This window comes from Salinicoccus kekensis, from assembly GCF_900220995.1.
GTDB classification, from domain to species: Bacteria; Bacillota; Bacilli; order Staphylococcales; family Salinicoccaceae; genus Lacicoccus; species Lacicoccus kekensis.
On record NZ_OBQF01000001.1, the window covers coordinates 791,382 to 815,427 of the forward strand.

The following is a 24,046-nucleotide window of genomic DNA, read 5'->3' on the forward strand; positions in this document are numbered from 1 at the left end:
AGTGGTCAAATGGATTCCCAATCCGAGAAACAATATACTGTCCGGAACTGGATCGGCCTGATTCTCGGCCCCCTGCTGTTCGCCCTGACATTCTTTTTCATACCGCAGGATATTCTCGCCTACGAGCCGAGAATCGTGCTGGGTGTCACGCTGCTTGTTGCGACTTACTGGGTGACGGAACCGGTGCCTTTGCCGGTGACCTCCTTGATCCCCCTTGTCCTCATACCTGCTTTTTACGGTGTGGATATTGAAACGATTGCACCGGCATACACCAATCCGGTCATCTTCATGTACGGCGGCGGTTTCGTGATCGCACTCGCCATCGAGAAATGGGATCTGCACAGGAGGATCGCACTGAACATCATCAAAATGATCGGTTCTGAAAGCAACAGGATGATACTCGGCATTTTAATCGCAACCGCCGGGATTTCAATGTTCGTATCAAACGCTGCAACGGCATTGATGATGCTTCCGGTCGCGGTGGCGCTGATCAATGAAGTCCGTGATAAAAGTATCCTGGAAGGGGAAAATCTTAAGAAGTTCTCAAAAGGCATCCTTTTGACCGTCGCCTACTCCGCTACAATCGGCGGCCTGGCCACCCTCGTCGCTGCCGTTCCGAATGCGCTGCTCGCAGGCATCGCCAGTTCACAGCTCGACCGGGAAGTCACATTTGCCGAGTGGCTGTTCTTCGCCGGCCCCTTGGCTCTGGTCATGCTCATCATCCTGTATTTCTATTTGACGAAGGTGCAGTTCAAGGTCGACAAGTCCGATGAAAAGTCGGGGTCAATGGATTTCATTGAAGATGAATTGGAGGACCTGGGCAAGTTCAACTCTGATGAGATGAAAGTTGCCGCGGTCTTCCTCATTACAGTGAGCTTATGGATCCTTTCGCCGTTCATCATCAGCATACCGTTCATACCTGAACCGGTCGGCATATTCTTTGAGGGACTCCACGACGGCACCATCGCAATTTTCGGGGCGGTGATGCTCTTCTTCCTCCCGAGTTCAAAAAAAGGCGAACGCATACTTGCATGGAAGGATATGAAGGAACTGCCATGGGGCGTGCTGCTCCTGTTCGGCGGCGGCATGTCGCTCGCCGAAGCATTCGGCGCCTCGGGGCTGAACGAATCCATTGCAGATGTGCTCGGACTGCTTGAAGGCCTTGGATACATCTTCATCCTGCTGCTGCTTGTGGTTTTTGTGCTCAGCATTACAGAAATACTGTCCAATACGGCCGTATCCAACCTCGTGCTGCCGCTCACAGTCGGGCTCGGCATCGCAGTCGGCGTCGATCCTCTGCCGCTTATGGCCGCCGCAGCCCTCGCGGCGGGCTCATGTTACATGCTGCCGGTCGCCACTCCGCCGAACACCGCTGTGTTCAGTGCAGGTTATTTGACCGTCGGTGACATGGCAAAGGCCGGCGTATGGCTTAACATCATCTCCGTCATCGTCATCACCCTGGCGGTCTACTTCTGGATGCCTGTCATATTCGAATTTTGATTTTAAATGAAATGAAAAAAGACCCGGAATCGGTAGTTACCCCTGAAAGTTAGATTTTCAACTCTAACTTTTGGGGTCAGTACAAATCCCGGGTCTTTTATTTTACTTGCTGTAAGTCACCATATGGTATTTCTTTTTGCCGCGGCGGATGACAGTGAACTCGCCGTCAAGCTTATCTTCTTCCGTGATCACATGGCCGACGTCCTGCTGGCGTTCGCCGTTGAGGTAGATTGCACCATTCGTGATATCTTCCCTCGCCTGCCTGCGCGAAGGTGATATCTTCGTCTCCACAAGTACATTGACCAAGTTTTCATCATCACCGTCAAAGTTTGCCGTCGGAACGTCTTTGAATGCATTCTTCACTTCCGCTGAAGTGAGCGATTTGATGTCTCCGTGGAACAGGGCATCTGTAATCCTTTTCGCTTCCTCGAGCGCTTCTTCACCGTGGAGGAATCTTGTCGTCTCTTCGGCCAGCGTCTTCTGGGCTTTACGGAGATGCGGCTCTTCCTCAACCGACTTCTCAAGCGCTTCGATTTCTTCCCTTTCAAGGAATGTGAAAAGCTTTATGAATTTGATGACATCCGCATCGCTCTGGTTGAGCCAGAACTGGTAAAATTCATAAGGTGATGTCTTTTCGGGATCCAGCCAGATGTTTCCGGATTCCGTCTTGCCGAATTTCTTGCCATCCGCCTTCGTGATCAGCGGTATCGTCATGCCCTGTGCATCGTTCTCCCCGTACATCCTCCGCATCAGATCGAGGCCGCTTATGATGTTCCCCCACTGGTCGGATCCGCCGATCTGCATCTTCACATCATAATGCTTGTTCAAATGGCCGAAATCAATCGCCTGAAGTATCGTATAAGTGAATTCAGTATAGGAAATCCCGGTTTCAAGACGTGATTGGATCGCATCTTTTGCAAGCATATAGTTCAGGCCCACGTGCTTGCCGTAATCCCGCAGGAAACTGATCAGGGATATCTCTTTCAGCCAGTCTTTATTGTTCACAAGGACTGCGCTGTTTTCATCCTCGAAATTGAACACGCGCCCCATCTGTTCCTTGATGCCCTCAACGTTACGGTCGATCTGTTCCTCTGTCAGGAGCTGTCTTTCCTCCGCCTTGAAGGAAGGGTCCCCGATCATGCCCGTACCGCCGCCGATCAGCACCACCGGGCGATGTCCGTAGTCCTGAAATCTCCTCAAAGTGAGGAAAGGTACGAGATGGCCGATATGCAGGCTGTCCGCAGTCGGATCCGCCCCGCAGTATATCGAAACCTGCTCATTATCCAGCAGTTCTTTAATTTCTTCTTCATCAGTCATCTGATAAATGATTCCACGGTATTTCAAATCTTCAAGTAATTCACTCACAAGCAATTCCTCCTAAAATTTCAAATAAAAAACACCCTACTGTAAAAGTATGGGTGCAGAGCACGGTACCACCAAACGGTTTCGCTGAAGGACATACGTAGTCCGGACGTCCGGATGCTTCATTGGGTGTATTCATGATATATTCTTCACCGGTTTTCAGCAGCCACCGGCTCTCTGTATCAGAATGACATCACTACTTCTCCCAATTATCCAGATGATATTAGTTTAATGTTATAATAACACTTCCTTTAAAATTGTCAACTTTCGACAGCTTCCCATGAAAGAAAAAGGTTGTCCGGATTGTCGCTTTTTAAATCTTGAAACGGTTGATATCACTATCTATAATTATTTTATCTATGGTATAATGTCCGTTGATAGGAGGTACAAATGAAGAAGTATATCGATGATTTTACAAATAATATAAAGAAAATGTTCACAAAAAGTGAACCTGGCAATGAGAAAGATAAAGTGACCGGCAGCACCTTCAAAGAGAAATTTTCCAACATAGGTGCCAGGATGAAGAAAACCGGATCTCCGCTCAGGATGGGATTCTTTGCTACATATGAGACTGTCTGGAATGTCATCCTGTTTTTCATCCTGACCGTCTCTTTATTGGGACTGCTCGCCTTCAGCATCGGCCTCGGCTATTTTGCAGCCCTGGTGAATGATGAAGAAATCCAGTCCAATGAGGAACTTGAAGTTGCTCTGACAGAGATGACCGAGAGCACCACCGTTGCCTTCGGTTCCGGTGAATCCCTCGGTACACTCCGTGCAGACCTGATCAGGGAACGTGTGGATTCTGATGATATCAATCCCTATGTGAAGGATGCGGTCATTGCAACGGAGGATGAACATTTCTACGAGCACAACGGTGTCGTGCCGAAAGCATTCATGCGTGCGGCACTCCAAGTATTCGCCGGCGGTGACGACAGTACGGGCGGCAGTACGCTGACCCAGCAGCTTGTCAAGAACCAGCTCCTCACGAATGAGACCACATTCGACAGAAAGGCGATCGAACTGCTGCTTGCCTTCCGCGTCGAAAAACTTCTCGACAAAGATGAAATCCTGGAAGCCTACCTGAACGCCGTATCATTCGGGCGTAACTCCAACGGTCAGAACATCGCAGGCATCCAGGCCGCTGCGGAAGGTGTATTCGGCAAAGACGCTGCAGACCTGAATCTTGCAGAGAGCGCCTTCCTTGCAGGAATGCCCCAGAACCCTTATGCGTACACCCCGTTCATGCAGGGCGGCACGGTCAAGGATGAGGAATATCTGCAGCCGGGCAAAAACAGGCAGGAATTCGTGCTCGACCGTATGCTGCTCGAAGAAAAGATCACCGAGGAAGAGCATGCAGAAGCACTTGATTATGATATATATGCCAACCTGACCGACAGCGTCGTCGTCCCGAACCAGAACTATCCGTTCCTGACGGATGAAGTTGAACGGCGCGGCGTACAGATACTGAAATATGTACTGGCTGAAGAGGACGGATTAACCCGTGAGGAAGTCGATGCGACTCCGCTGATCAACCAGGACTATACGGAACAGGCCAATCAGGCACTGAGATATCAGGGATATCACATTACAACGACCATCGAAAAAGATATCTACGATCTCATGCAGGATGTCAAAGACAGCAACTTCTACTATTACGGCGACAGAAGTTCCGAAGATGCAATCGATGCGGATGACTCCGATGCAGAAGATGAAGTGATGCAGCATGAAATCGGGGCTGTATTGAAGGAAAACGACACAGGCAGGATTCTCGGATTCATCGGCGGACGTGACCATGATGAATCATCGATCAACCATGCCACCCAGACCTCCCGGAACGTCGGTTCGACGATGAAGCCGCTGATCACATTCGGTCCGGCCCTGGATAAAGGCATCGTCGCACCGGATACGGTCCTGCTGGATGAGAAATTCGAAATCCCTGAATTGAACTGGGCGCCGGCAAACTACGATTATGAAGAAGAGTTCGGCCTCATTTCAACCAAGCACGCACTGAGCAACTCATACAACTTGAGTACATTAAGACTGTGGGCGGACGTCAGGGAAGAAAATCCGCGTGAATACTTCGAACGTATGAACCTGCCATTGCAGGAAGACATGAACCCATCCCTGCCGCTCGGTCCGAATGACCTGAGCGTCGAGCAGAACGTCGATGCCTTCTCAAGCTTTGCACAGGATGGCACGATGACGGAGGGCTACATGATTGAAAGCATCACAAGTCCGGACGGTGAAGTGGTCTACGAACATGAACCGGTCGTGAATGAAGTGTGGAAAGATTCCACTGCATTCCTCATGTCGGATATGCTGACGGAGTCCTTCCAGACAGGTTCTGCATATCACATCAGTGACTTTTATGACAGCATCAGCAGTGATTATGATTTTGCAGCCAAAACCGGTACTTCGAACAGCTTCGTCGACTCATGGTTCATGGGTTACAACCCTGAAGTCACCCTTGGCCTTTGGATGGGCTATGATGCGAACATCCCTCAGGTTTCAGGTTATGAAGGTGAAGAGTATCTCCATATTTATAACTGGCGTAACCTGACCCAGGAACTTCTGGCACTCGTACCTGATCAGATGGGACGCGGTGCTTCATTCCAGCAGCCGGATTCGGTGAGGGAGATGGAATACTGCGCACTGACGATGGAAACTGAAAGTGACTGTGAGGAGAACCTGGATCAGCCGATCGAAGGTCTTGTGGCAGAAGATACACGATTGAACGATAAAAGCAGTCTGAATGATCCTGAAATCCAATCGAGGATGGGTGCAGCATTTGATTCCGGCCTGTCCAACTCGTCACTCAGAGGTGTCGTCACTAATACCTACGATGACCGTTACAGAGTCGGCGGCAGCTCTTCATCGAGCGATGATGACGATGACGACGATGATGATTAAAACCAATTGAACCAAAGCATAAAAAAATACCGGCCAATGGCCGGTATTTTTGTTTCTCTATTAGAATAAACCTCTTGAAGTACCGTCAGCGTCAACATCCATGTTAACAGCAGATGGTTTCTTCGGCAGGCCAGGCATAGTCATGATGTCACCAGTGAGGGCAACAACGAAACCAGCACCAGCTTTGACGTTGAGTTCTCTTACAGTTACAGTGAAGCCTTCAGGACGGCCGAGTTTAGACGGGTCGTCACTCAGTGAATACTGTGATTTAGCCATACAAACAGGCAGGTTTCCGAAGCCGTTCGCTTCGATTTCTGCAAGTTGCTTCTTAGCTTTGTCTGCAAGGATTACGCCGTCTCCGCCGTAAACTTCTTTGACGATCGTTTCGATCTTCTGATCGATTGGAAGGTCAAGCTCGTAAAGGTGTTTGAATTCCTGTGGCTCTTCAAGGACTTCAAGAACCTGGTTTGCAAGGTCTACGCCGCCTTCTCCGCCTTTTTCCCAAACCTGTGTAAGAGCAACGCGTACGCCTTGATCTTTACACCAGTCGAGGACGAAGTTTCTTTCTTCATCAGTGTCTGTAACGAAGTCGTTCAGAGCAACAACAGGCTCGACACCGAATTTACGGGCGTTCTCAATGTGTTTGCCTAAGTTAGCAATACCTTCTTTAAGAGCATCCACGTTCGCTTCACCAAGATCAGCTTTAGCAACGCCGCCGTTCATCTTGAGCGCACGGATCGTCGCAACAAGCACGATTGCATCCGGCTGGAAGCCGCCTTTACGTGATTTGATGTTCATGAACTTCTCTCCGCCGAGGTCGGAACCGAAACCACACTCTGTCACTACGATGTCAGCAAGTTTACGTGCTGTGTTTGTAGCAATCAGGGAGTTACATCCATGTGCAATGTTAGCAAATGGTCCACCGTGGATCAATGCAGGTGTACCTTCCATAGTCTGTACAAGGTTTGGTTTGATCGCTTCTTTGAGAAGCAGTGCAAGTGCACCTTCAACTTCAAGTTCTTTGGCAGTTACAGGTTTTCTATCATACGTGTAACCGATGACCATTTCACCGAGTTTCTCTTTCAGATCTATGATGTCTGTAGCCAGACAAAGTACAGCCATGATTTCACTTGCAACAGTGATATCGAAACCATCTTCACGCGGTACTCCGCGGCTTGGTCCGCCAAGACCTACAACTACTTGGCGCAGTGCACGGTCGTTCATGTCGAGGACTCTCTTCCATGAAACGCGGCGCGGGTCGATGTTCAGTTTGTTGCCGTGGTGAATGTGGTTGTCAATGAACGCGGACAGAGCGTTGTTCGCAGTAGTGATCGCATGCAGGTCACCGTTGAAATGAAGGTTGATTTCCTCCATCGGTAATACCTGTGCCTGACCGCCGCCGGTTGCTCCACCTTTAACACCCATAACAGGACCTAATGATGGCTCACGCAATGCTACCATTACGTTTTTCTCAAGTTTGTTGAAAGCATCTGATAAACCGACAGTTACAGTGGATTTACCTTCTCCGGCAGGAGTCGGGTTCATCGCGGAAACCAAAACAATCTTAGAATTGCTTTCGTCCCCTTCAAGCTCATGAATGTCCACTTTCGCTTTATGTTTACCATGAAGTTCCAAGGCCTCATTAGGAATGCCCGCTTTAGCTGCGATATCTTCTATCGGTTGGATATCCGCCTTGGCAGCAATTTCCTGATCTGTTAAATGTGCCATTATCTCATCTCCTAAATGAAAAATATTGAGTTATGCTGAGGCATAACACTTACAGCCCTTATTATGACATATTCAAGTGAATTATTCCACAAACAAGGAATTTAATAATAATTCTGATAATATAACGGCCTGAAGGGGTGTTTTCATGCGCCCTCCGCCCTTGAATCTGTAAATTTACCCCATCAGGGGAGGAAAGCTTTAATCATCATCCATGCTCGATAAGTCGCCCGCATCAATGTTCAGTTCCCATGCCTTAAGTACACGGCGCATGATCTTACCGCTTCTCGTCTTCGGCAGCTTGTCCTTAAATTCGATTTCCCTCGGCGCAGCATGTGCAGCGAGACCTTCTTTTACAAACTTCCTGATTTCTTCCTTCAATTCATCGGAAGCTTCATACTCTTTCTTCAAAGCGATGAAGGCTTTGACGATCTCACCTCTGACAGGATCCGGTTTGCCGATCACGCCCGCTTCCTGGACCGCCGGGTGCTCGACCAGCTTCGATTCGATCTCGAACGGTCCGACCCTTTCGCCTGCCGTCATGATGACGTCATCCACACGTCCCTGGAACCAGTAGTAGCCGTCTTCATCCTTGTATGCAGAGTCCCCCGACACATACCATTCCCCGATGAAGTATGAGTCGTATTTCGGTTTGTTCTTCCAGATCTCCCTCATCATCGCAGGCCATCCTGTTTTAAGTGCCAAGTTGCCCATCCGGTTCGGCGGCAGTTCGTTGCCCTCATCATCGATGATGGATGCCTCCACACCCGGTATCGGCTTGCCCATCGAGCCGCCCTTGATATCCATGGCAGGGAAATTGGTGATCATATGCGCACCGGTTTCAGTCATCCACCATGTGTCATGGATCCTCAGTTTAAAGACTTCCATGCCCCACTTCACCACTTCCGGATTCAGCGGTTCACCCACGGACAACAGATGGCGCAGCGAGCTCAAATCATAATCTTTGACGGTTTCATCACCTGCGCCCATCAGCATGCGGAACGCCGTTGGAGCACTGTACCAGACTGTGACCTTAAGGTCTTCGATCGCACCATACCATGATTCAGGGGAGAACCTCCCGCCGACGACGACATTCGTCACCCTGTTGAGCCATGGAGCGAAGATGCCGTAAGACGTCCCCGTCACCCAGCCCGGGTCTGCTGTACACCAGTAGACATCGTCCTCTTTCAAATCAAGTACATACTTGCCTGAAATGTACTGCTGGATCATTGCATAATGCACATGCAGCACACCTTTCGGCTGACCGGTGGAGCCGCTCGTATAATGCAGGATCATGCCGTCTTCCTTATCCAGCCATTCGATTTCGAATTCTTCTGAAGCGTTTTCAAAAGCGGCGTTGAAATCCACATGATTTTCATCTTCAACCTCTCCGACCACAATGACTTTCTCAAGGTTCGGCAGGTCTGCCTCCGGTATGCGGCCCACCAGTTCAGGTGTCGTAACGATCACTTTCGCATCACTGTTTTCAAGTCTGTCCTTGACCGCCTTCTCCATGAAAGCTTCGAATAACGGGCCGACGATCGCCCCGGCTTTCAGAGCACCGAGCAGTGTGAAATAAAGTTCAGGTGAACGTGACATGAAAATGAATACCCGGTCCCCCTTCTCCACACCGGCCTCATCTTTCAATATATTGGCTGCCTTGTTGGATGCATCCTGCATTTCTTTGAATGTGTAGGATGATTTTTCATCCCCATTTTTATAATACAGTGCATCCTTGTCTCCGTATCCTTCATCCACATGTTTATCGATGCACTCGTATGCCATGTTGAATTTATTGGTTTTTGACCAGGAAAAATTCTCTTTGATCTCATCCCAGTCAAAATTTTGATATACCTCATCATAATTTTTCATATTCGGATTTTGATCCGTGGCTTGATATAACTCTACTTTCATACTATATCCCCCTATAAGTTTTATGTTTTCTAATCATAGTATATAATAATGTTAACGTACTTTTCAAAATTTTTAAAACTAAAGTTCCGGGAGGTGTGAATGTGCAGCACCAAAAAACGTATCATCAGGAGAAAATGAGCATCAACGGCAGGGAAATCACCGTAGAGGGGCCTGCGTCCCACAAGATGCTCACCTCCTGTACATTTGATGAAGGCCTGGATGCTTTCAGGGTGCCGGAAGAGCAATATGAGGCGCTTCTTGAGATATCCGAACTGGAAGAAGGCCGGGTGATCATCGCCCGCGAAGGCACTCATATCGTCGGTTATGTCACTTACCATTACCCCGACCCGATGGAAAGATGGTCGGACGGCAACCTGCCCTACCTTCTCGAGCTCGGTGCGGTCGAAATAACACTCGCCCACCGCAGCGGCGGCATCGGGAAAAAGCTGATCCAGCTGTCCATGGAAGATTCCTTTGTTGAAAACTATATAATCATAACGACTGAATATTATTGGCATTGGGACTTGAAAAACACAGGTCTCGATGTTTATGAATATAAAGACATCATGATCAGACTGATGGCCAGTGCCGGCTTTGAAGTTTACCAGACGAACGATCCGGAAATTTCGGCACATCCGGCGAACACCCTCATGGCCCGCGTGGGAAAAAAAATCACGAGGGATCAGATGATGGAATTCGATAAGATCCGATTCAAAAACCGTTTCTTTTTTTAATGTCAAGGAGGATTCAAAATATGTTGGTAGAAAGAATTATGACATCTCCGGTACGGACCCTGTCACCCGGAGACACTATAGAAGATGCTTTGGATATGATGGCCCGGCATTCATTCAGGCATGTGCCGATCGTCAATGAGCAGGAAAAACTCGTTGGCATCGTATCCGACAGGGACATCAAGATGACCCTGCCCTCCGTGTTGTCTGATGATGAACCGGATATGAAGCTGAACCAGCCGTTGTCGAGGATCATGAGGACCAATGTGACATATTGTCATCCACTCGATTTCGTCGAGGAGATCGCCCTGGATTTCTATCATTTCTCAATCGGTGCAATCCCCGTCGTACGTGACGGCAGCATAGTGGGCATCGTCACCCAGAAGGATATGCTGAACACATTCCTCGAGCTGACCGGCATCAAGGAACCCGGCTCCATCATCGAGATTGATATCGAGGACAGGACCGGCGTCATCTATGACATCGGGAAGATTTTCAAGGATTTGAACATCAGGATCATCAGTGTGTCGGTCTACCGCAACAAAGAGACTAAAGGGAATAAAATCATCGTACTGCGCATCCGGGCCATGAACCCGAGGTTTGCCATACAGAAATTACAGGATGAAGGCTTCAATGTCCTGACGCCTGATAAGATGGGTACACGATGAGACCATTATACGTGTACGATAAATCGTTATTGAAATACCGGTTCAATGATCAACACCCCTTTAATCAAATGCGTGTGAAGATGACCACTGATTTACTGACGGATGCCGGTTTTTTAAAGGATGAGGACATCATCAAACCAAGACCGGCCACTGATGAAGAACTTCTGCTCGTGCACAAGCCGGATTATATCGAAGCCGTGAAACAGGCCGGTAATGGCGGACTCTCCGACTCCCAGCTTGAAAGCTACGGTCTGAACACCGACGATACCCCGACTTTCGACGATATGCATGAAAAGAGCAGTATGCTCGTCGGCGCCACCCTTGCTGCCGTCGATGAAGTTATGAAAGGCAATGCCAAAAAGGTGCTGAGCCTCGCCGGGGGCCTGCACCACGGTTTTACCGGCAGAGCCAGCGGATTCTGCATATACAATGATTCAGCCGTCGCAATAGAATATATGAGGAAACATTATGGCATGAAAGTCCTCTACATCGATACGGATGCCCATCACGGGGACGGCGTACAGTGGGCGTTCTATAATACGAATGAGGTGATGACCTATTCCATACATGAGACGGGAAGGTACCTCTTTCCAGGGACCGGTTCCACGACTGAGCGCGGTGACGATGACGGGTTCGGCTTCTCCATCAACCTGCCTGTCGATGCATTCACCGAAGACGATTCATTTTTAAGCATATTCGAGCAGAGTATAGAAAAAGCGATCATCCAGTTCAAACCGGACATCATCCTGAGCCAGAACGGGGTCGATGCGCATTACCGCGATCCGATGACCCACCTTTCACTGACCTCTAAATCATACGAAGAGATCCCCCGCATCGTGAACAGGCTGAGTGATAAGTACACGGAAGGCAGATGGATTGCCGTTGGCGGCGGCGGGTACAACATATGGCAGGTCGTGCCGCGAATGTGGGCGCAGATATGGCTCGCCATGCTCGGTGAACAGCCGCCTGCAGGGCGCCTCCCCGAGCCGTTCATAGACAAGTACCGCCCCAGATGCAAAGTCGAATTTCCGGTTGAATGGCAGGATGATTTAAGCGATTTTGAGGACATCCCCCGACGCAGCGACATCACCGAGAAGAATGATAATATGCTCCAGAGGATTTTGATGTATCTGGAGCAAATATAAAAAACCTCTGTCCGGAGCACCTTCACTCCGTTCAGAGGTTTCATTCATTTATTTTGTGGAAGCCCTGTACTCGATGGCATACGGCAGGATCACATTCGGTTCATCCACCGGCTCATCTTTCATGTACTTGGTCAAAAGCCTCATACCGACAGCACCGATATCATACAGTGGTATCGCTATGCTCGTCACAGGCGGCCGCATCATATGCACAAGCCGTGTGTTGCTGCAGCTGACCAGCTGCAGCCTGTTCGGGAAGCTGATGCCGCGGTCGAGCGCTCCGTGGAGCATGCCGACAGCCGCCTCATCGCTCATCGTGAGGAGGACATCCACGTTGTCATCCTCATCGATCAACCTGTCGAAGACTTCCCTGCCCGCATGGTAATGCGTCGCGACTTCACGGGTGTACTCTTCCTTGAAAGGCAGATCGTACTCTTTATAAGCTTCTTTCAAGCCGTCTTCGATATGGCGTTCAAGCTGCTCTGAATACAGTGCCTTGATGAAATAGATGTCTTTTGCACCTTTATCGAGCAGATGGGTCGCCACCTCTTTGATCGCCTTGAAATAATCAATGTTCACAGATGGCAGATTTGCATCTTTTTCACTGGTTCCGCAAATGACGACCGGCACATTCGAGTTCTTAATGTCTTCGATGGTTTCATCATTTATCGTACCTCCAAGGAAGACGATGCCGTCCACCTGTTTACTGACAAGGTTCAAAAACGAATCCCTTTCCTTTTCAGGATTGTTGTCCGTATTTGTGATGATGGTCTGATAATTGTACATTTCCGCGATATCATCAAGACCCCTGGCCAGTGAAGAATAATAGAGATTCGAGATATCCGGTATAATCACCCCTACAGTTGTCGTTTTCTTGCTTGCAAGTCCACGGGCAATTGCGTTGGGCCTGTAATTTAATCTTTTTATGACTTCCTTAACTTTTTTCCTGGTCTCTGGTTTGACGTTTGGATTGCCATTAAGTACTCGAGACACTGTGGCCATGGAAACTTTCGCTTCACGTGCCACATCATAGATAGTTACCGTCATATATATACACCCCCGAGTTAATAATGTAAGCGTTTGTTTTTAATAATACCATGAAAAGACCGAAGGTTACACCATATTTTGATTGTTTGTTCTAAAAATCACAAAAATGGCAAAAAAATAAACCACACGCATCAGCATGTGGTCGTCATGATACTATTTTTCTTCATCCGGCCGTTCTGCATACTTGGACATATCCACTCTGCGCGGATCCTCTGTCCCTTCGTCTGCAACGTCATCCTGGATGGCTCTTCTCTGTGCCTGGATTTCTTTTTCATCCAAATCTTTTATACGTTTCTTCTCTTCATTTTCACTTTTCTTAATGACCATATCATCTTTTTTATCTTCGAGCTTTGCACGCAGCTCTTCAGTTTTCTGTTCCGCTTTCACTTTCAATGAATCATCGCCGGAACTGTCATCCTGTTTGGAGTTGAATGTCTCGGAAAATTTATTGGTCGTGTCAGAAATATCATCCCGCAGTGCATCACCAGATTTCGGGGCCAGGAATAAGCCTCCCACTGTACCGACGATCAGACCGATCACCAGACCGATTGAGAAATCACGTCCGGTCGTGGTGTTGATCTGCTCTTCATATTCTTCCACACCGTGCAGGTGGCGATCTCTGTTATAAGTTTCCATAAACTTTGAAGACCTCCTTTTTTCGATTTTAAAACGAGTGTCATCTGTTTTGATTCTGGTTGTCGGTGCTCGGCGAGTTTACAGCGACCGGCAGATTTTCATCATCACCGGCAGGGCGTGTATTCGTATTGTAGGCCTTGTTCCTTCTCTGCCTCATCTGCCATTTGTCCGCAACTTCCATTGCGACGTTCGACCACTGGACAACCTGTGAGATTTTCTCTTCATTTTGTGAGATGTTGTGAGTGATGGAATTCGTCACCCTGTCTACTGAACTGTTCAGGTTGTTCACTGAATCGCCCATGCCCTGGACGGCTTCCACGACCGAGTTCAGTTTCTGCGATTTGCCTTGGATATCTTCAGTCAGACGGTTCGCTTTATGAAGTAAATCGGTGGATTCTCTTGTGATCCCCTGAATCTGACCTTCAACACCATCCAGTGTGTTTGCAATATGATCGAGATTCTTTTTAACAGGTATTAAAACATAAGCAATAGCAATTGCGACTACAAGTAGAGCGATTGCTGCTATGCCTGCGGCTATAGCCAGTATAAGCTGCCAATCCATAATTAAACGCCTCCATATTCTTCTGTCAATTTTTTATTCATTATTTAAAATAGCCTAAAACCTCATGCTGTAAACATTAATTTCAATAATTACGATAATAATTCAGTGAATCTCTTCTCATACTTTTGGATATCCCCGGCCCCCATGAAGATGATGACTGCTTCCGGATGATTATTCAACATACTGATGTCGTCATCATGCAAAACCGTGGCATCCGGGATGAGCTCCACCAGGTCGGCGCTCGACAGGTTGCCTGCAGCCTCCCTTGCAGAGCCGAATATATCCACGATATATGTCTTATCGGAGCCATTCAGCGCTTCTGCAAACTCATTCAGGAATTTCTCGGTTCTTGAAAAAGTGTGCGGCTGGAAGACCGAGACGATTTCCCGCTCCGGATATTTCTTCCGTGCGGTTTCGAGCGTCGCTCTGATCTCTTTAGGATGGTGGGCGTAGTCGTCGACGATGACCATCTCATTGATATATGTTTCACTGAAACGACGTTTCACGCCGCCGAAAGTCAGGAACGCAGCCTTGATGTTTTCCATGTTCAGCGACTCGAGATGGCATACTGCGATGACGGAGAGTGAATTCAGCACATGGTGATCCCCGAACATCGGTATTTTGAATGTATCCCGGTACTCATCGCCGATCGTCACATCAAACTGTGTGCCGCCTTCTGCAAATTTGATGTTGGAGGCAACGATGTCATAATCACCTTCTATGCCGTAAGTATATAGAGGCACATCGACATCGATCCTGCCGATATTGCCATCACCGCCGTAGGCGATGACCGCTTTCCCCGCCTGGGAAGCCATTTCGTCGAAGGCATCCACGACATCATCCAGATCCTTGAAATAATCCGGATGATCGAAATCGATGTTGGTGATGATTGCATAATCCGGATGGTAGCTGAGAAAATGCCTCTTATATTCGCATGATTCAAATGTGAAGTAGCTGCTTTCCTTAATGCCGAATCCTGTACCGTCACCAATCAGGAAGGTCGTTTCGACATCACCGTTCATGACGTGGCTGAGCAGACCCGTGGTCGATGTCTTGCCATGCGCTCCGGTGACGGCGATGGAAGTGAAGCCTTTCATGAAGTCAGCCAGATATTTATGATATCGCACGACTTTAAAGCCCTTGTCCATCGCTTTTTTTATTTCAACATGATCATCCTTGAAGGCATTGCCTGCAATATAAGTATACCCCTCAACAATATTGTCCGCATCGAAAGGAAGGATTTCAATCCCTTTATCCCTCAACTGAAATTCTGTAAATACTTCCTTATCGATATCGGAACCGCGGACCTCATGGCCCAGATCGTGGAGCACCTGTGCCAAAGCACTCATGCCTGCACCTTTAATACCAATAAAATGAAATTTTTCCACGGGGTCACCACACTTTCTCAATATATTAAGACTGCTGCTCACGAATGAACTTCAGAATCTCATCTTTGGTCTGCTGCTCGATTTCTCCCCTGTTCACTCTGAGAGGTTTGTTTGAAGTCGGAATCTGGACCAGCATATCGTTGCCGGTCATCAGATTTTCAGCCCCGCTGACCACCTGGTTCCTGTCATCTTTGTAGGAAATCCTCGTCTGCATCATCTGGAGCAGTTCATAACGGATTTTCGCCGACAGGCTGCCGTGGCGTATGACCAGATGGATGCCGAGCGGTTTACCCACTTTCAATATCTGGATGATGATGTTCATTGCCGCGGTATTGGTGCTTTGCACCAGATCGCTGAAATCATCGATCACCACCAGGATCACACTTTTTTTGTTGGCGTGGCTGACGCGCTGGTTGAAACTTGAAATATTGCGTACATGCGCCCGCCTGAACTGGTTCTGTCTTGAGCTCAGTTCCTGCATGACATCATTCAGGCAATCCTCTGACTTAAGGCTCTGAAAATCAGAAAACAGGTGCGGCAGACCTTTATAATCCTCATACCCTTCACCGCTGAGGGCGAAAACAAATTTCAGATCATGCGGGGTATGGTTCATCAAAAGCGACATGATCATATTATCGATCAAATGCTCGGCTTCAGAATCTTCCCCGCCGTGGACCAGCAGGTGCCCGGCTTTTAAAAGTTCAAAGCTGAAAATCTGGTCATCGGCAATCTTTCCGAGAGTGAATTTGTAATCATTTTTCCTGAGCTTCAGGCTGCTCTTCTGGAACAAAGTGCTGAAATAAGCGGGCTTCGGCTCCCTGACGGGCGTTTCGATGCCGATATGACTCGTGCCGATTATGGGGGCGACGATCCGCATGTGGTCGACAGGCAGATGAGGCAGGATATGCGCCTTCAGCTTCGGGATGTTATTGATCCTGAAACTCCTGCTCAACTGGATTTCGTGGGTGCCGATCACACCATTGGAAATATACCGGTGAACGTCTGCAGGGATGCCTGCCGTTTCAAAGGCATGCACAATCGCTTCGCTCAGCTCTTTGTCCTCTTCGGCATAATCCGGTGCCTGCGCCTTCCCGAGCATATTCATGGATGGGAGGCTTTGCGTCGGGCCGAAGCGTTTCTCTGTGGAGCGTTCCTTGATTTTGACTTCGGTGCCCATGGTCCGTATCGGTATTTTTTCATCCAGTAGAGTATCTTTCTTTTTTCCGAGCGGCTTTTTAGCCGGTTTCAGGTTGTAGGTGTCTTCCGCCTTTTTAGCGCGTTTTTCGGCACTTTCCCTTTTCCGTCTTTCATCCCGGGCCTTTTTACGGTTCCTCTCCCTGACGATCTCCCTCACGATATTGGATTGGATGGCATCATAGTTGATGTCGTCTTCATACGTCTCCTCAGCAGCTTTGTTGCCGCGTGGTGAGGCAGGCACTTCAGTGTCCCTTTTCTTCAGCCCGTGTATCGCTGAAGGGATCTCCCGCGCTTTTTTCAGTATGAAGCCGGAATTGTCTTTTCCGGGCAGTCGTGTGGAAGGACGTGGCTCACGTCTTTCAGGCTGCTTCATGAACTCATCGCTCCCGGAGGCGTCGTCCCGGGCGGGCTTTGGGGGTTCATTGATGAAGTCGCTTCCCAAATCCATCGGAAACCTGAAACGGTCGTCCGGCAGATTTCTATCATCCGCCGGCTTGAATTCTCTTCTTTTCCTTGATCTGGACATAGTCTCACCCTATTTCACTTCGAATGGCTGGCCGGTTTCATAGTCATCGCCCAGGACATATATGCCGTCAACGCCGTCGTCCTCAAGATTGAGCTCTTTTCTTGAACAGATCATCCCGCTTGATTCGACCCCTCTTAATTTTGAAGGCCTGATATGGAGTCCGTCCGGCATCCACGCCCCGACTCTGGCAACGACGACTTTCTGGCCCGCATCAACGTTCGGTGCACCGCATACTATATTGAGTGTTTCATCGCCTACATCGACTTTGCAGACGCTGAGCTTATCCGCATCCGGATGCTGGGATTTCTCCTCGACATGTCCGACGACGAACTTCGGACTCAAGTCCGCATCGATTTCCGGTTCACCGAGAGATTTCAGGATTTCATTGATTTTATCGAGGTGCGCTTCCGTCGGTGTGACATTGATGGTCCCGTCTTCAAGATCGAACTTTTCGGATGCTTTGAATATATTCAGCCCGGCGATCTTCTCACCCTCTTTTATCACCGTCACATCACCGTGATGGGTGTATGACGGTGATCCGGCACTTTCCAATGATACAAATAAAACATCGCCTACATGCGCTTTATTATATGTCAGTTTCATTTATTTCCCTCTTTTTGAATTCTTTTGTTTGCCGAGTATGAACACCGGCTGTAGTTTTTTGTCCATATATGAGAATGATAAGGATGTGATCGGCGTCAGGCCTTCTGCGAAATACTGCATCATCATCTGTGCCATGATGTCATAGCCGACCTGGTTCTTCACATCTGCAATGATCAGCACATCCTGGTGCGGCAGGCCGACCATCATTTCACCTTCACATATATCATACATCTCGTTCAGGAATTTTTCATTCAAAATCCTGGATGCGTCATAACCGTCATTATGGTTCACGAAATAAAAATCATTTTCCTGGACGGTCTGCTTCTTATAGTCGATCTTCAGGTTTTCAAGGTTGTTGAATGCAAGCACCCTGATATCTTCATGGCTCATATCGAATGACGATGCAAGTGCCTCGTCGATCAGCCGGTAGCTGTTCTTCAAGTCGATCGCATAATAAATTCTCGTCTCATTCGTATGATCATCCGTTATGAAAGCATTGCCCTCCTTCGTCTCCTTATGGAAACTTGTGGCCCTGACGACCGGATAGATCATCGCCTGATCCAGGTTTACGGGATCATCGGCCATGCGGCTCAGCGTTTCATCGATATAGTAAATGATTTCATCGATGAAATTTTCGTTGTTCTTTGCTTTCTGGACGGCTTTGGCGAGTTCAATATCCACGCCTTTTTTATTGTCTTTCCTTTCAACCCTCAAAGCTTCATCTTTCCGGTTGAATTTGAAATCGAAGTCATTCCTTTTCGAATCCAGTTTTTCAATGATTATATCTTTCAGTTTAAAAACATTCATGCGAATGCCTCCATTAATTTCTACTTATTTAATCCGATGACCTGGTCACCGTCTCTGATCATGTTCATTTGACGCATCAGGGCATAGATGACATACGTGACGAGCGCCGGTAATATGATATGGAATACTGCAATGAGCACCACCACATCCACAGAAGGCCCCATCGTTTCGACCGCCATGATCTGTCCGACGAATCCGCTTGTGCCCATTCCGGCACCGGCTGCATTATTCTCCATCGGGAAGAACACTGTCATGACCGGAGCGATGATGGCACTTGCAAGCGTCGGCGGCACCACGATGAACGGGTTCAGGAAGATGTTCGGCACCTGCAGCATCGATGTGCCGATGCCCAATGATATGAGTCCCGACACGCCGTTATCCCTGTAGCCCTGGACCGCGAAACCGACCATATGGCAGCAGCATCCGATCACAGCTGCACCTGCTGCAAGGCCGCTTATTTCAAGCATCAGCGCAAGGGCCGCGCTCGATAACGGGGCCGTCAGCATCAGCCCGAAGACCACCGCAACGAGCATCCCCATCACGAATGGGCGCTGTTCGGTCGCAAATACGATGAATTCCCCGACATTCGTCATGAAATCCCCGATCCACGGGCCGACGGACTGCGCCACCAGGTAACCTGCAACGATGGTCAACAGCGGGGTGATGATGATATCGATTTTTGTCCTGCCGCTGTAGAGGCGGCTAATTTCAACGGCAGCGACACTCGCGATGAAACTGCCGGCGGCGCCCCCGAATTCATAGGCGGCATGACTCACGACGACCGTCGAAAAAATGACGAGCGGCGGTGCCTTCAAACCGTAACTGATTGCAGCCCCGATTGCAGCCCCCGTCAATGTCATGGCGACAGCGCCGATTTCTGTCATGAACGATAACAAAGGTATATAAGTTCCGATCGTATCCATGATCAATCCAATGATCAGTGATGAAAAGAGCCCGAGCGCCATGAAACCCATGCCGTCTATAAACCATCTTCTCAATAGTTTTCTCATATGTGCCCCCACCCGATCAGTTGCCCTTCAGCGTATTGACCACTCCGGAATCAATGCCCTGGATCAACTCTTTCAAAAATTTATGCGCCTCTAAATAATCGTTGTAATTGATGATCGAGTGCGAAGTGTGGATATAGCGTGCGCAGATTCCGACGACACCTGAGATCACACCTTCACCTGATATATGGATGCTTCCTGCATCCGTTCCTCCGGGCGATGTGTAATATTGATATTTTATCCCATTATCTTCGGCGATTTCAATCATATAATCTCTCATGGGTTTCGACAGTATCATTGAACGGTCCATGAGGCGCAGCAGTGTGCCTTCACCGAGCCTGCCCACATCGTCGCTTTTACCCATCATATCATTGGCAGGTGAGCAATCCACAACGAAAGCTATGTCCGGCTCGATCATATTGCTGCTCACTTTGGCGCCCCGGAGGCCCACTTCTTCCTGGACAGTGGCACCGACATATAAGTCACAGTCGAGTTTTGCGTCTTTCAGTGATTCCAATACTTCGACTGCGATCAGGCAGCCATATCTGTTGTCCCAGGCTTTCGCCAGCAGTTTTTCCTCTTTCTCCATCACTTCGAATTCCACATCCGGAACGATGGAATCGCCGGCTGCTATGCCCATCGCTTCAATTTCCTCCCGGCTGTCCGCACCAACGTCAAGGAGCATGTCCTTGATCTCAGTCTTTTTATCTTTACCGCCTTTTCGGAAATGCACCGGTACACTGCCGACGATGCCGGTGATTTCCTTGTTGTCTTTGGTCCTGACCTTCAGTTTCTGGCTGAGCAGCACATCACTCGACCAGCCGCCGAGCGGGACGAATTTCAGCATGCCGTTCTTCTTGATTTCCGTCACCATGAAGCCGACCTCATCCATATGGGCAGCGATCATGACTTTCGGTGCATCTGTCTTTCCGCTCTTTTTGACGGCAAAAATACCGCCCAGTCCATCGGTGATGATTTCATCGGACAGCGGTTCAAGCTCTTTCCTCAAATAATTCCTGACGAGATCCTCAAAACCCGGTGCACCGTGCAGTTCAGTCAATGTTTTCATTCTATCCAATGTTTTTTGTGATAAATTCATGATAAATCCCCTTTAATTATGATTTTCATATAATCCATATGGTAAACTACATTTAAGGAGGTAGTTTTATGTCAAAAAGATCAATGTTTCTATTATTATCAGTCATCACCACAGTTCCATTCCTGATATGGTTCTTCCTTTACAGAACGGTGGATGCACAAAAAGTGATTGACGGTCTGCATTTACAGTTTGACGATGTATCGTTCATCTCACTGGATTACCATACGGATGAAAGGAACCTGCTCGGCATGAAATCGAAGGTCATCAACGGCATCGTGCACGTCGGTGAAGGCGAAGAGACTTCCAAATACGAATTCACCGCTGATGCCTACACAGGTGAAATCATGGAGATTACTAACCAGTAATCTCCTTTTTTTATACCTTACTTTCCTCTTTAAGACGTTCGATCGTCCTGTGGATCCGTTCCATGCCTTCCTCGATCCTTTTTCTGCTGGAGGCGACATTCATCCTGAAACGGCCATTTTCAGCCAGGTCATACATATGTCCCGGAGATACTGCGATCTCCCCGATGTCCACAAGTGCCTTATGCATGACTGCATCCGGGATGCCGGACTTCTCGAAACTGATCCATGCAAGGTATGTCGAATCGGGTTTTTTGAATGACAGATGTTCAGAGAGGTGTTCATCGATGTAATCGGATATATAATCGAAATTCCCTTCCAGATGGTCGTTCAATTCATCCACCCAGTCCCCGCACTCCATATAAGCCGCTTCGATTGCAGCAAGTATAAGGCTGTTCGCCGTACCGACATTGTAGCGGTGGTCGAATTCGCGGACGATCTTCTCCTTCAACGGCTCATTTTTCGTGATGAAATATGAGTGCGGAAGGCTTGCCAGGTTGAACGTCTTTCCAAGACCGGTCGTGACGAGGATCGGGTCATCCTCTTCCATCAGCTCCGCCATGGAGACAAAATCCTCTTTCGGTCTCACGAAGTCCATATGGATTTCGTCACTGACAAAAAAGACATCGTTTTGAAGACAGATGTCCTTCATCTTCTGAAGTTCTTCCCTCGTCCACACCCTGCCCGTCGGATTATGCGGATTGCAGTGTACATAGACTTTATTCTCCGGTTCGCGGCACAGTGCCTCGAAATGTTCAAAATCAAACGAATACTCATTGTTTTCTTCGATCAGCGGACAGGAGACCACTTTACGGTCGTTCCCCTTCAACACTTTTAAAAATGCATTATATGTCGGCATGGTCAGGATCACTCCGTCGCCCTTTTCGGAATTCAGGCGGATGGCTTCGCTCACCGTATACAGCACAGAAGGCGCATAAGTGATCATGTCATCTGTCAGATCCACATCAAAGCGTGATTTCCACCACTGCTTGACAGGCCCGTAAAATTTCGGGTTCTTCCATATCGTATAACCGAAGATCCCGTTGTCCAGCCTTTTCTTCATTGCTTCGGTGATCGCCTCCGGGGTTTTGATGTCCATATCGGCAATCCAGAAAGGTGCAAGGCCAGTCCTTCCGAAAACCGGTTCCGTACCTTCATATTGAATGCTGAAAGTGCCTTCCCTTGTTGTTTCCTCTTCGAAATTAAACTTAGTCAACTGCATTCCCTCCACAATAAATTTGCTCATAATGTATTTTAGCATTCTTTAATGATAATTACATTGCAAAGAAAAAAAGCATCTTAAAAAGATGCTTTCAAGAAAAATATTTTGCTGCCGTTTCCGGAAAATTTCTCCTCATATTCCGTCCGGATATTGTCTTCCGGCTCTTCTTCATGGAGATCCAGGATGATTTCTTCAAATTTCATGCCGTATGCATTGAGGCTCTGCAGACTATACTCGAAAAGTCCACGGTTATCCGTTTTGAACTGGATTGCACAGCCCGGTTTCAAAATGCTTTCATAACGGCTGAGGAAAGTCTGATGCGTCAGCCTTCTTTTCGCATGGCGGGTCTTCGGCCATGGATCGGAAAAATTAAGATAGATCTTTGAAGCCGTATCAGGCAGGATATAGTCACTGATGAAATTGGCATCCAAAAGTACCAGCCTGACATTCTTCAAATCCATCTCGACGATCTTCTCAACGACCCGGATGATGATGTTCTTATCAAGCTCGATGCCGAGGTAGTTGATGTCGGGGTTCCTTTTTGCAAGTTCTGTGATGAACGTGCCCATGCCCGTCCCGATCTCAATATGAAGGGGCTGTTCCTCTTCAAAGAAATCATGGATGTTTTTTTCATATGCATTTGTTATGTCGACGATGTGACTATGTTCTTCCAGATAGTCCATCGCCCATGGTTTGTTGCGGATTCTCATTTCGTTACTCCATTTCAATTTTACGGCTAGATGAAGCGGTCTCTCCTGATCACATGGTTCAGGAACAAGATCCAGTCATTCATATCTTTGAAACGCTTATGGTCTTCATACCACTGGACCATCGTGATCGCCTGCACCAGTGTATACCACTTCATGCGTTTCCTCAGGTCCCGTGTATATTCGATGCCGTATGATTCGAGCCACGCGTCCCAGTCCTCAGGCTTGACATAAGTATATAGGATCATACCGATATCAATGGCCGGGTCCGCGATCATAGCGCCTTCCCAGTCCACCAGGTAAAGCTCGTCCTGATCGGAGAGCAGCCAATTGTTGTGGTTGACGTCCCCGTGGCAGACCGTGCACAATGACTGGTCGAGCTTGGGGATTTCATTTTCCAGGTATTGGATGGCGCTCCTCACAGTGTGATGGGCATTCACTTTCGGGGATAATGAAGACTGGATTTTGTTCAACAGCAGATCAGGGAGCATGGGTTTCATGCCTATCTTTTTAAGCATGGTCAACAAAGGGCGTGATGAGTGGATCTTCTTCATCAGTGCTGCCACCCTTTTTGAAGTCATTTCCTCATGGGTCAGCTCGCGGCCATTCTTCCAATGTTGTGCTGTTACGACTTCTCCCGTTTCAATGCGTTTAGTCCAAACCAACTTCGGCACTATGCCTTCTGCAGACAGTGCAGCAAGAAAAGGGCTGGCGTTGCGTTTAAGAAAGAGTTTGCGACCATCCTGTTCCGCCTTGTAGGCTTCACCTGAGGCGCCTCCCACCGGGTCCAGTGTCCAGCCGAGCTGATAGAAATGCTCCAAATTCCACACCTCTTTTCGTCCTTAAAAAAAACGCTAAAATAATTGAGGATAGATTAGCGCTTTTTTGTTTCGTGATTAAAATAATATAGTGTTTATGGACGAATTTCAAG

The 24,046-nt window shown here is 48.2% G+C and carries 21 protein-coding genes; 6 read left to right on the top strand and 15 right to left on the bottom strand.

The window, feature by feature from the left end; genetic code table 11:
* The first annotated feature begins 9 nt into the window (after window positions 1-9).
* Window positions 10-1,500: an SLC13 family permease gene (locus tag CRN96_RS03940; protein ID WP_097039352.1), complete on the top strand. Its 1,491-nt coding sequence runs from the start codon at window positions 10-12 to the stop codon at window positions 1,498-1,500.
* Between the two features lie 102 nt (window positions 1,501-1,602).
* Here CRN96_RS03940 and tyrS read toward each other — a convergent pair whose 3' ends face one another.
* A complete protein-coding gene (tyrS, locus tag CRN96_RS03945) occupies window positions 1,603-2,865 on the bottom strand; it encodes a tyrosine--tRNA ligase (RefSeq protein WP_143544279.1) in 1,263 nt (420 codons plus the stop codon).
* A 387-nt stretch (window positions 2,866-3,252) separates the two neighbouring features.
* On the opposite strand from tyrS, the gene CRN96_RS03950 reads away from it, so the two are divergent.
* On the top strand, window positions 3,253-5,772 hold the full coding sequence (locus CRN96_RS03950) for a transglycosylase domain-containing protein (RefSeq protein ID WP_097039354.1): 2,520 nt from the start codon (window positions 3,253-3,255) through the stop codon (window positions 5,770-5,772).
* Window positions 5,773-5,832: 60 nt separating this feature from the next.
* Here the strand turns inward: CRN96_RS03950 and CRN96_RS03955 are convergent, their stop codons facing one another.
* Both CRN96_RS03955 and acsA read right to left on the bottom strand, forming a co-directional pair.
* Window positions 5,833-7,500: a formate--tetrahydrofolate ligase gene (locus tag CRN96_RS03955; protein ID WP_097039355.1), complete on the bottom strand. Its 1,668-nt coding sequence runs from the start codon at window positions 7,498-7,500 to the stop codon at window positions 5,833-5,835.
* A 198-nt stretch (window positions 7,501-7,698) separates the two neighbouring features.
* Complete coding sequence (acsA, locus tag CRN96_RS03960) at window positions 7,699-9,411, bottom strand: acetate--CoA ligase (RefSeq protein WP_097039357.1); 1,713 nt, start codon at window positions 9,409-9,411, stop codon at window positions 7,699-7,701.
* Between the two features lie 101 nt (window positions 9,412-9,512).
* Here acsA and CRN96_RS03965 point away from each other — a divergent pair, with 101 nt between their 5' ends.
* Genes CRN96_RS03965 through CRN96_RS03975 form a run of 3 tightly spaced genes read left to right on the top strand, consistent with a single transcriptional unit; the run spans window position 9,513 to window position 11,955 of the window.
* Entirely contained in the window at window positions 9,513-10,145 is a 633-nt protein-coding gene (locus CRN96_RS03965; RefSeq protein WP_097039359.1) for a GNAT family N-acetyltransferase, read from the top strand.
* A 20-nt stretch (window positions 10,146-10,165) separates the two neighbouring features.
* A complete protein-coding gene (locus CRN96_RS03970) occupies window positions 10,166-10,810 on the top strand; it encodes a CBS and ACT domain-containing protein (RefSeq protein WP_097039361.1) in 645 nt (214 codons plus the stop codon).
* Window positions 10,807-11,955, top strand: a complete 1,149-nt coding sequence (locus CRN96_RS03975) for an acetoin utilization protein AcuC (protein ID WP_097039362.1) — start codon at window positions 10,807-10,809, stop codon at window positions 11,953-11,955. The genes CRN96_RS03970 and CRN96_RS03975 overlap by 4 nt, the downstream gene beginning before the upstream one ends.
* A gap of 48 nt (window positions 11,956-12,003) precedes the next feature.
* Here CRN96_RS03975 and ccpA read toward each other — a convergent pair whose 3' ends face one another.
* The 9 genes from ccpA to CRN96_RS04020 all read right to left on the bottom strand — a co-directional run bounded on the left by ccpA (window position 12,004) and on the right by CRN96_RS04020 (window position 20,824).
* A complete protein-coding gene (ccpA, locus tag CRN96_RS03980; protein WP_097039364.1) occupies window positions 12,004-12,999 on the bottom strand; it encodes a catabolite control protein A in 996 nt (331 codons plus the stop codon).
* Between the two features lie 153 nt (window positions 13,000-13,152).
* On the bottom strand, window positions 13,153-13,635 hold the full coding sequence (locus CRN96_RS03985; protein ID WP_097039366.1) for a YtxH domain-containing protein: 483 nt from the start codon (window positions 13,633-13,635) through the stop codon (window positions 13,153-13,155).
* A gap of 40 nt (window positions 13,636-13,675) precedes the next feature.
* Window positions 13,676-14,197, bottom strand: coding sequence for a DUF948 domain-containing protein (locus CRN96_RS03990; protein ID WP_097039368.1), 522 nt, complete (start codon window positions 14,195-14,197; stop codon window positions 13,676-13,678).
* A gap of 89 nt (window positions 14,198-14,286) precedes the next feature.
* A complete protein-coding gene (murC, locus tag CRN96_RS03995; protein ID WP_097039370.1) occupies window positions 14,287-15,585 on the bottom strand; it encodes a UDP-N-acetylmuramate--L-alanine ligase in 1,299 nt (432 codons plus the stop codon).
* Window positions 15,586-15,610: 25 nt separating this feature from the next.
* Window positions 15,611-17,308 (bottom strand): DNA translocase FtsK, encoded by a 1,698-nt coding sequence (locus tag CRN96_RS04000; RefSeq protein WP_097039372.1) that lies wholly within the window; start codon window positions 17,306-17,308, stop codon window positions 15,611-15,613.
* A 9-nt stretch (window positions 17,309-17,317) separates the two neighbouring features.
* Complete coding sequence (ytpR, locus tag CRN96_RS04005; protein ID WP_097039373.1) at window positions 17,318-17,911, bottom strand: YtpR family tRNA-binding protein; 594 nt, start codon at window positions 17,909-17,911, stop codon at window positions 17,318-17,320.
* Window positions 17,912-18,718: a DUF1444 family protein gene (locus tag CRN96_RS04010; RefSeq protein WP_097039375.1), complete on the bottom strand. Its 807-nt coding sequence runs from the start codon at window positions 18,716-18,718 to the stop codon at window positions 17,912-17,914.
* Between the two features lie 20 nt (window positions 18,719-18,738).
* Entirely contained in the window at window positions 18,739-19,728 is a 990-nt protein-coding gene (locus CRN96_RS04015) for a PTS sugar transporter subunit IIC (protein WP_097039377.1), read from the bottom strand.
* Between the two features lie 16 nt (window positions 19,729-19,744).
* Window positions 19,745-20,824 carry a M42 family metallopeptidase gene (locus tag CRN96_RS04020; protein ID WP_097039379.1) on the bottom strand — a complete coding sequence of 360 codons (1,080 nt, stop codon included), beginning with the start codon at window positions 20,822-20,824 and terminating at the stop codon, window positions 19,745-19,747.
* A gap of 68 nt (window positions 20,825-20,892) precedes the next feature.
* Between CRN96_RS04020 and CRN96_RS04025 the strand changes: the two genes are divergently transcribed.
* Complete coding sequence (locus CRN96_RS04025) at window positions 20,893-21,189, top strand: hypothetical protein (RefSeq protein WP_097039382.1); 297 nt, start codon at window positions 20,893-20,895, stop codon at window positions 21,187-21,189.
* A gap of 10 nt (window positions 21,190-21,199) precedes the next feature.
* Here CRN96_RS04025 and CRN96_RS04030 read toward each other — a convergent pair whose 3' ends face one another.
* The 3 genes from CRN96_RS04030 to CRN96_RS04040 form a co-directional block, all read right to left on the bottom strand.
* Entirely contained in the window at window positions 21,200-22,402 is a 1,203-nt protein-coding gene (locus CRN96_RS04030) for a MalY/PatB family protein (protein WP_097039383.1), read from the bottom strand.
* A gap of 83 nt (window positions 22,403-22,485) precedes the next feature.
* A complete protein-coding gene (gene trmB / locus CRN96_RS04035) occupies window positions 22,486-23,118 on the bottom strand; it encodes a tRNA (guanosine(46)-N7)-methyltransferase TrmB (protein WP_097039385.1) in 633 nt (210 codons plus the stop codon).
* A gap of 26 nt (window positions 23,119-23,144) precedes the next feature.
* On the bottom strand, window positions 23,145-23,936 hold the full coding sequence (locus CRN96_RS04040; RefSeq protein WP_097039387.1) for a phosphotransferase family protein: 792 nt from the start codon (window positions 23,934-23,936) through the stop codon (window positions 23,145-23,147).
* Window positions 23,937-24,046: the final 110 nt, after the last annotated feature.

What these genes read in the sequence shown, in the direction of transcription:
- CRN96_RS03975 (WP_097039362.1), top strand. Translation starts at nt 10,807, where the DNA reads ATGAGACCATTATACGTGTACGATAAATCGTTATTGAAATACCGGTTC.
- CRN96_RS04000 (WP_097039372.1), bottom strand. Translation starts at nt 17,308, where the DNA reads ATGTCCAGATCAAGGAAAAGAAGAGAATTCAAGCCGGCGGATGATAGA.
- CRN96_RS04015 (WP_097039377.1), bottom strand. Translation starts at nt 19,728, where the DNA reads ATGAGAAAACTATTGAGAAGATGGTTTATAGACGGCATGGGTTTCATG.
- CRN96_RS04025 (WP_097039382.1), top strand. Translation starts at nt 20,893, where the DNA reads ATGTCAAAAAGATCAATGTTTCTATTATTATCAGTCATCACCACAGTT.
- CRN96_RS03950 (WP_097039354.1), top strand. Translation starts at nt 3,253, where the DNA reads ATGAAGAAGTATATCGATGATTTTACAAATAATATAAAGAAAATGTTC.
- CRN96_RS03970 (WP_097039361.1), top strand. Translation starts at nt 10,166, where the DNA reads ATGTTGGTAGAAAGAATTATGACATCTCCGGTACGGACCCTGTCACCC.
- CRN96_RS03985 (WP_097039366.1), bottom strand. Translation starts at nt 13,635, where the DNA reads ATGGAAACTTATAACAGAGATCGCCACCTGCACGGTGTGGAAGAATAT.
- ytpR (WP_097039373.1), bottom strand. Translation starts at nt 17,911, where the DNA reads ATGAAACTGACATATAATAAAGCGCATGTAGGCGATGTTTTATTTGTA.
- trmB (WP_097039385.1), bottom strand. Translation starts at nt 23,118, where the DNA reads ATGAGAATCCGCAACAAACCATGGGCGATGGACTATCTGGAAGAACAT.
- CRN96_RS04020 (WP_097039379.1), bottom strand. Translation starts at nt 20,824, where the DNA reads ATGAATTTATCACAAAAAACATTGGATAGAATGAAAACATTGACTGAA.
- acsA (WP_097039357.1), bottom strand. Translation starts at nt 9,411, where the DNA reads ATGAAAGTAGAGTTATATCAAGCCACGGATCAAAATCCGAATATGAAA.
- CRN96_RS03940 (WP_097039352.1), top strand. Translation starts at nt 10, where the DNA reads ATGGATTCCCAATCCGAGAAACAATATACTGTCCGGAACTGGATCGGC.
- ccpA (WP_097039364.1), bottom strand. Translation starts at nt 12,999, where the DNA reads ATGACGGTAACTATCTATGATGTGGCACGTGAAGCGAAAGTTTCCATG.
- CRN96_RS04010 (WP_097039375.1), bottom strand. Translation starts at nt 18,718, where the DNA reads ATGAATGTTTTTAAACTGAAAGATATAATCATTGAAAAACTGGATTCG.
- CRN96_RS03955 (WP_097039355.1), bottom strand. Translation starts at nt 7,500, where the DNA reads ATGGCACATTTAACAGATCAGGAAATTGCTGCCAAGGCGGATATCCAA.
- CRN96_RS03990 (WP_097039368.1), bottom strand. Translation starts at nt 14,197, where the DNA reads ATGGATTGGCAGCTTATACTGGCTATAGCCGCAGGCATAGCAGCAATC.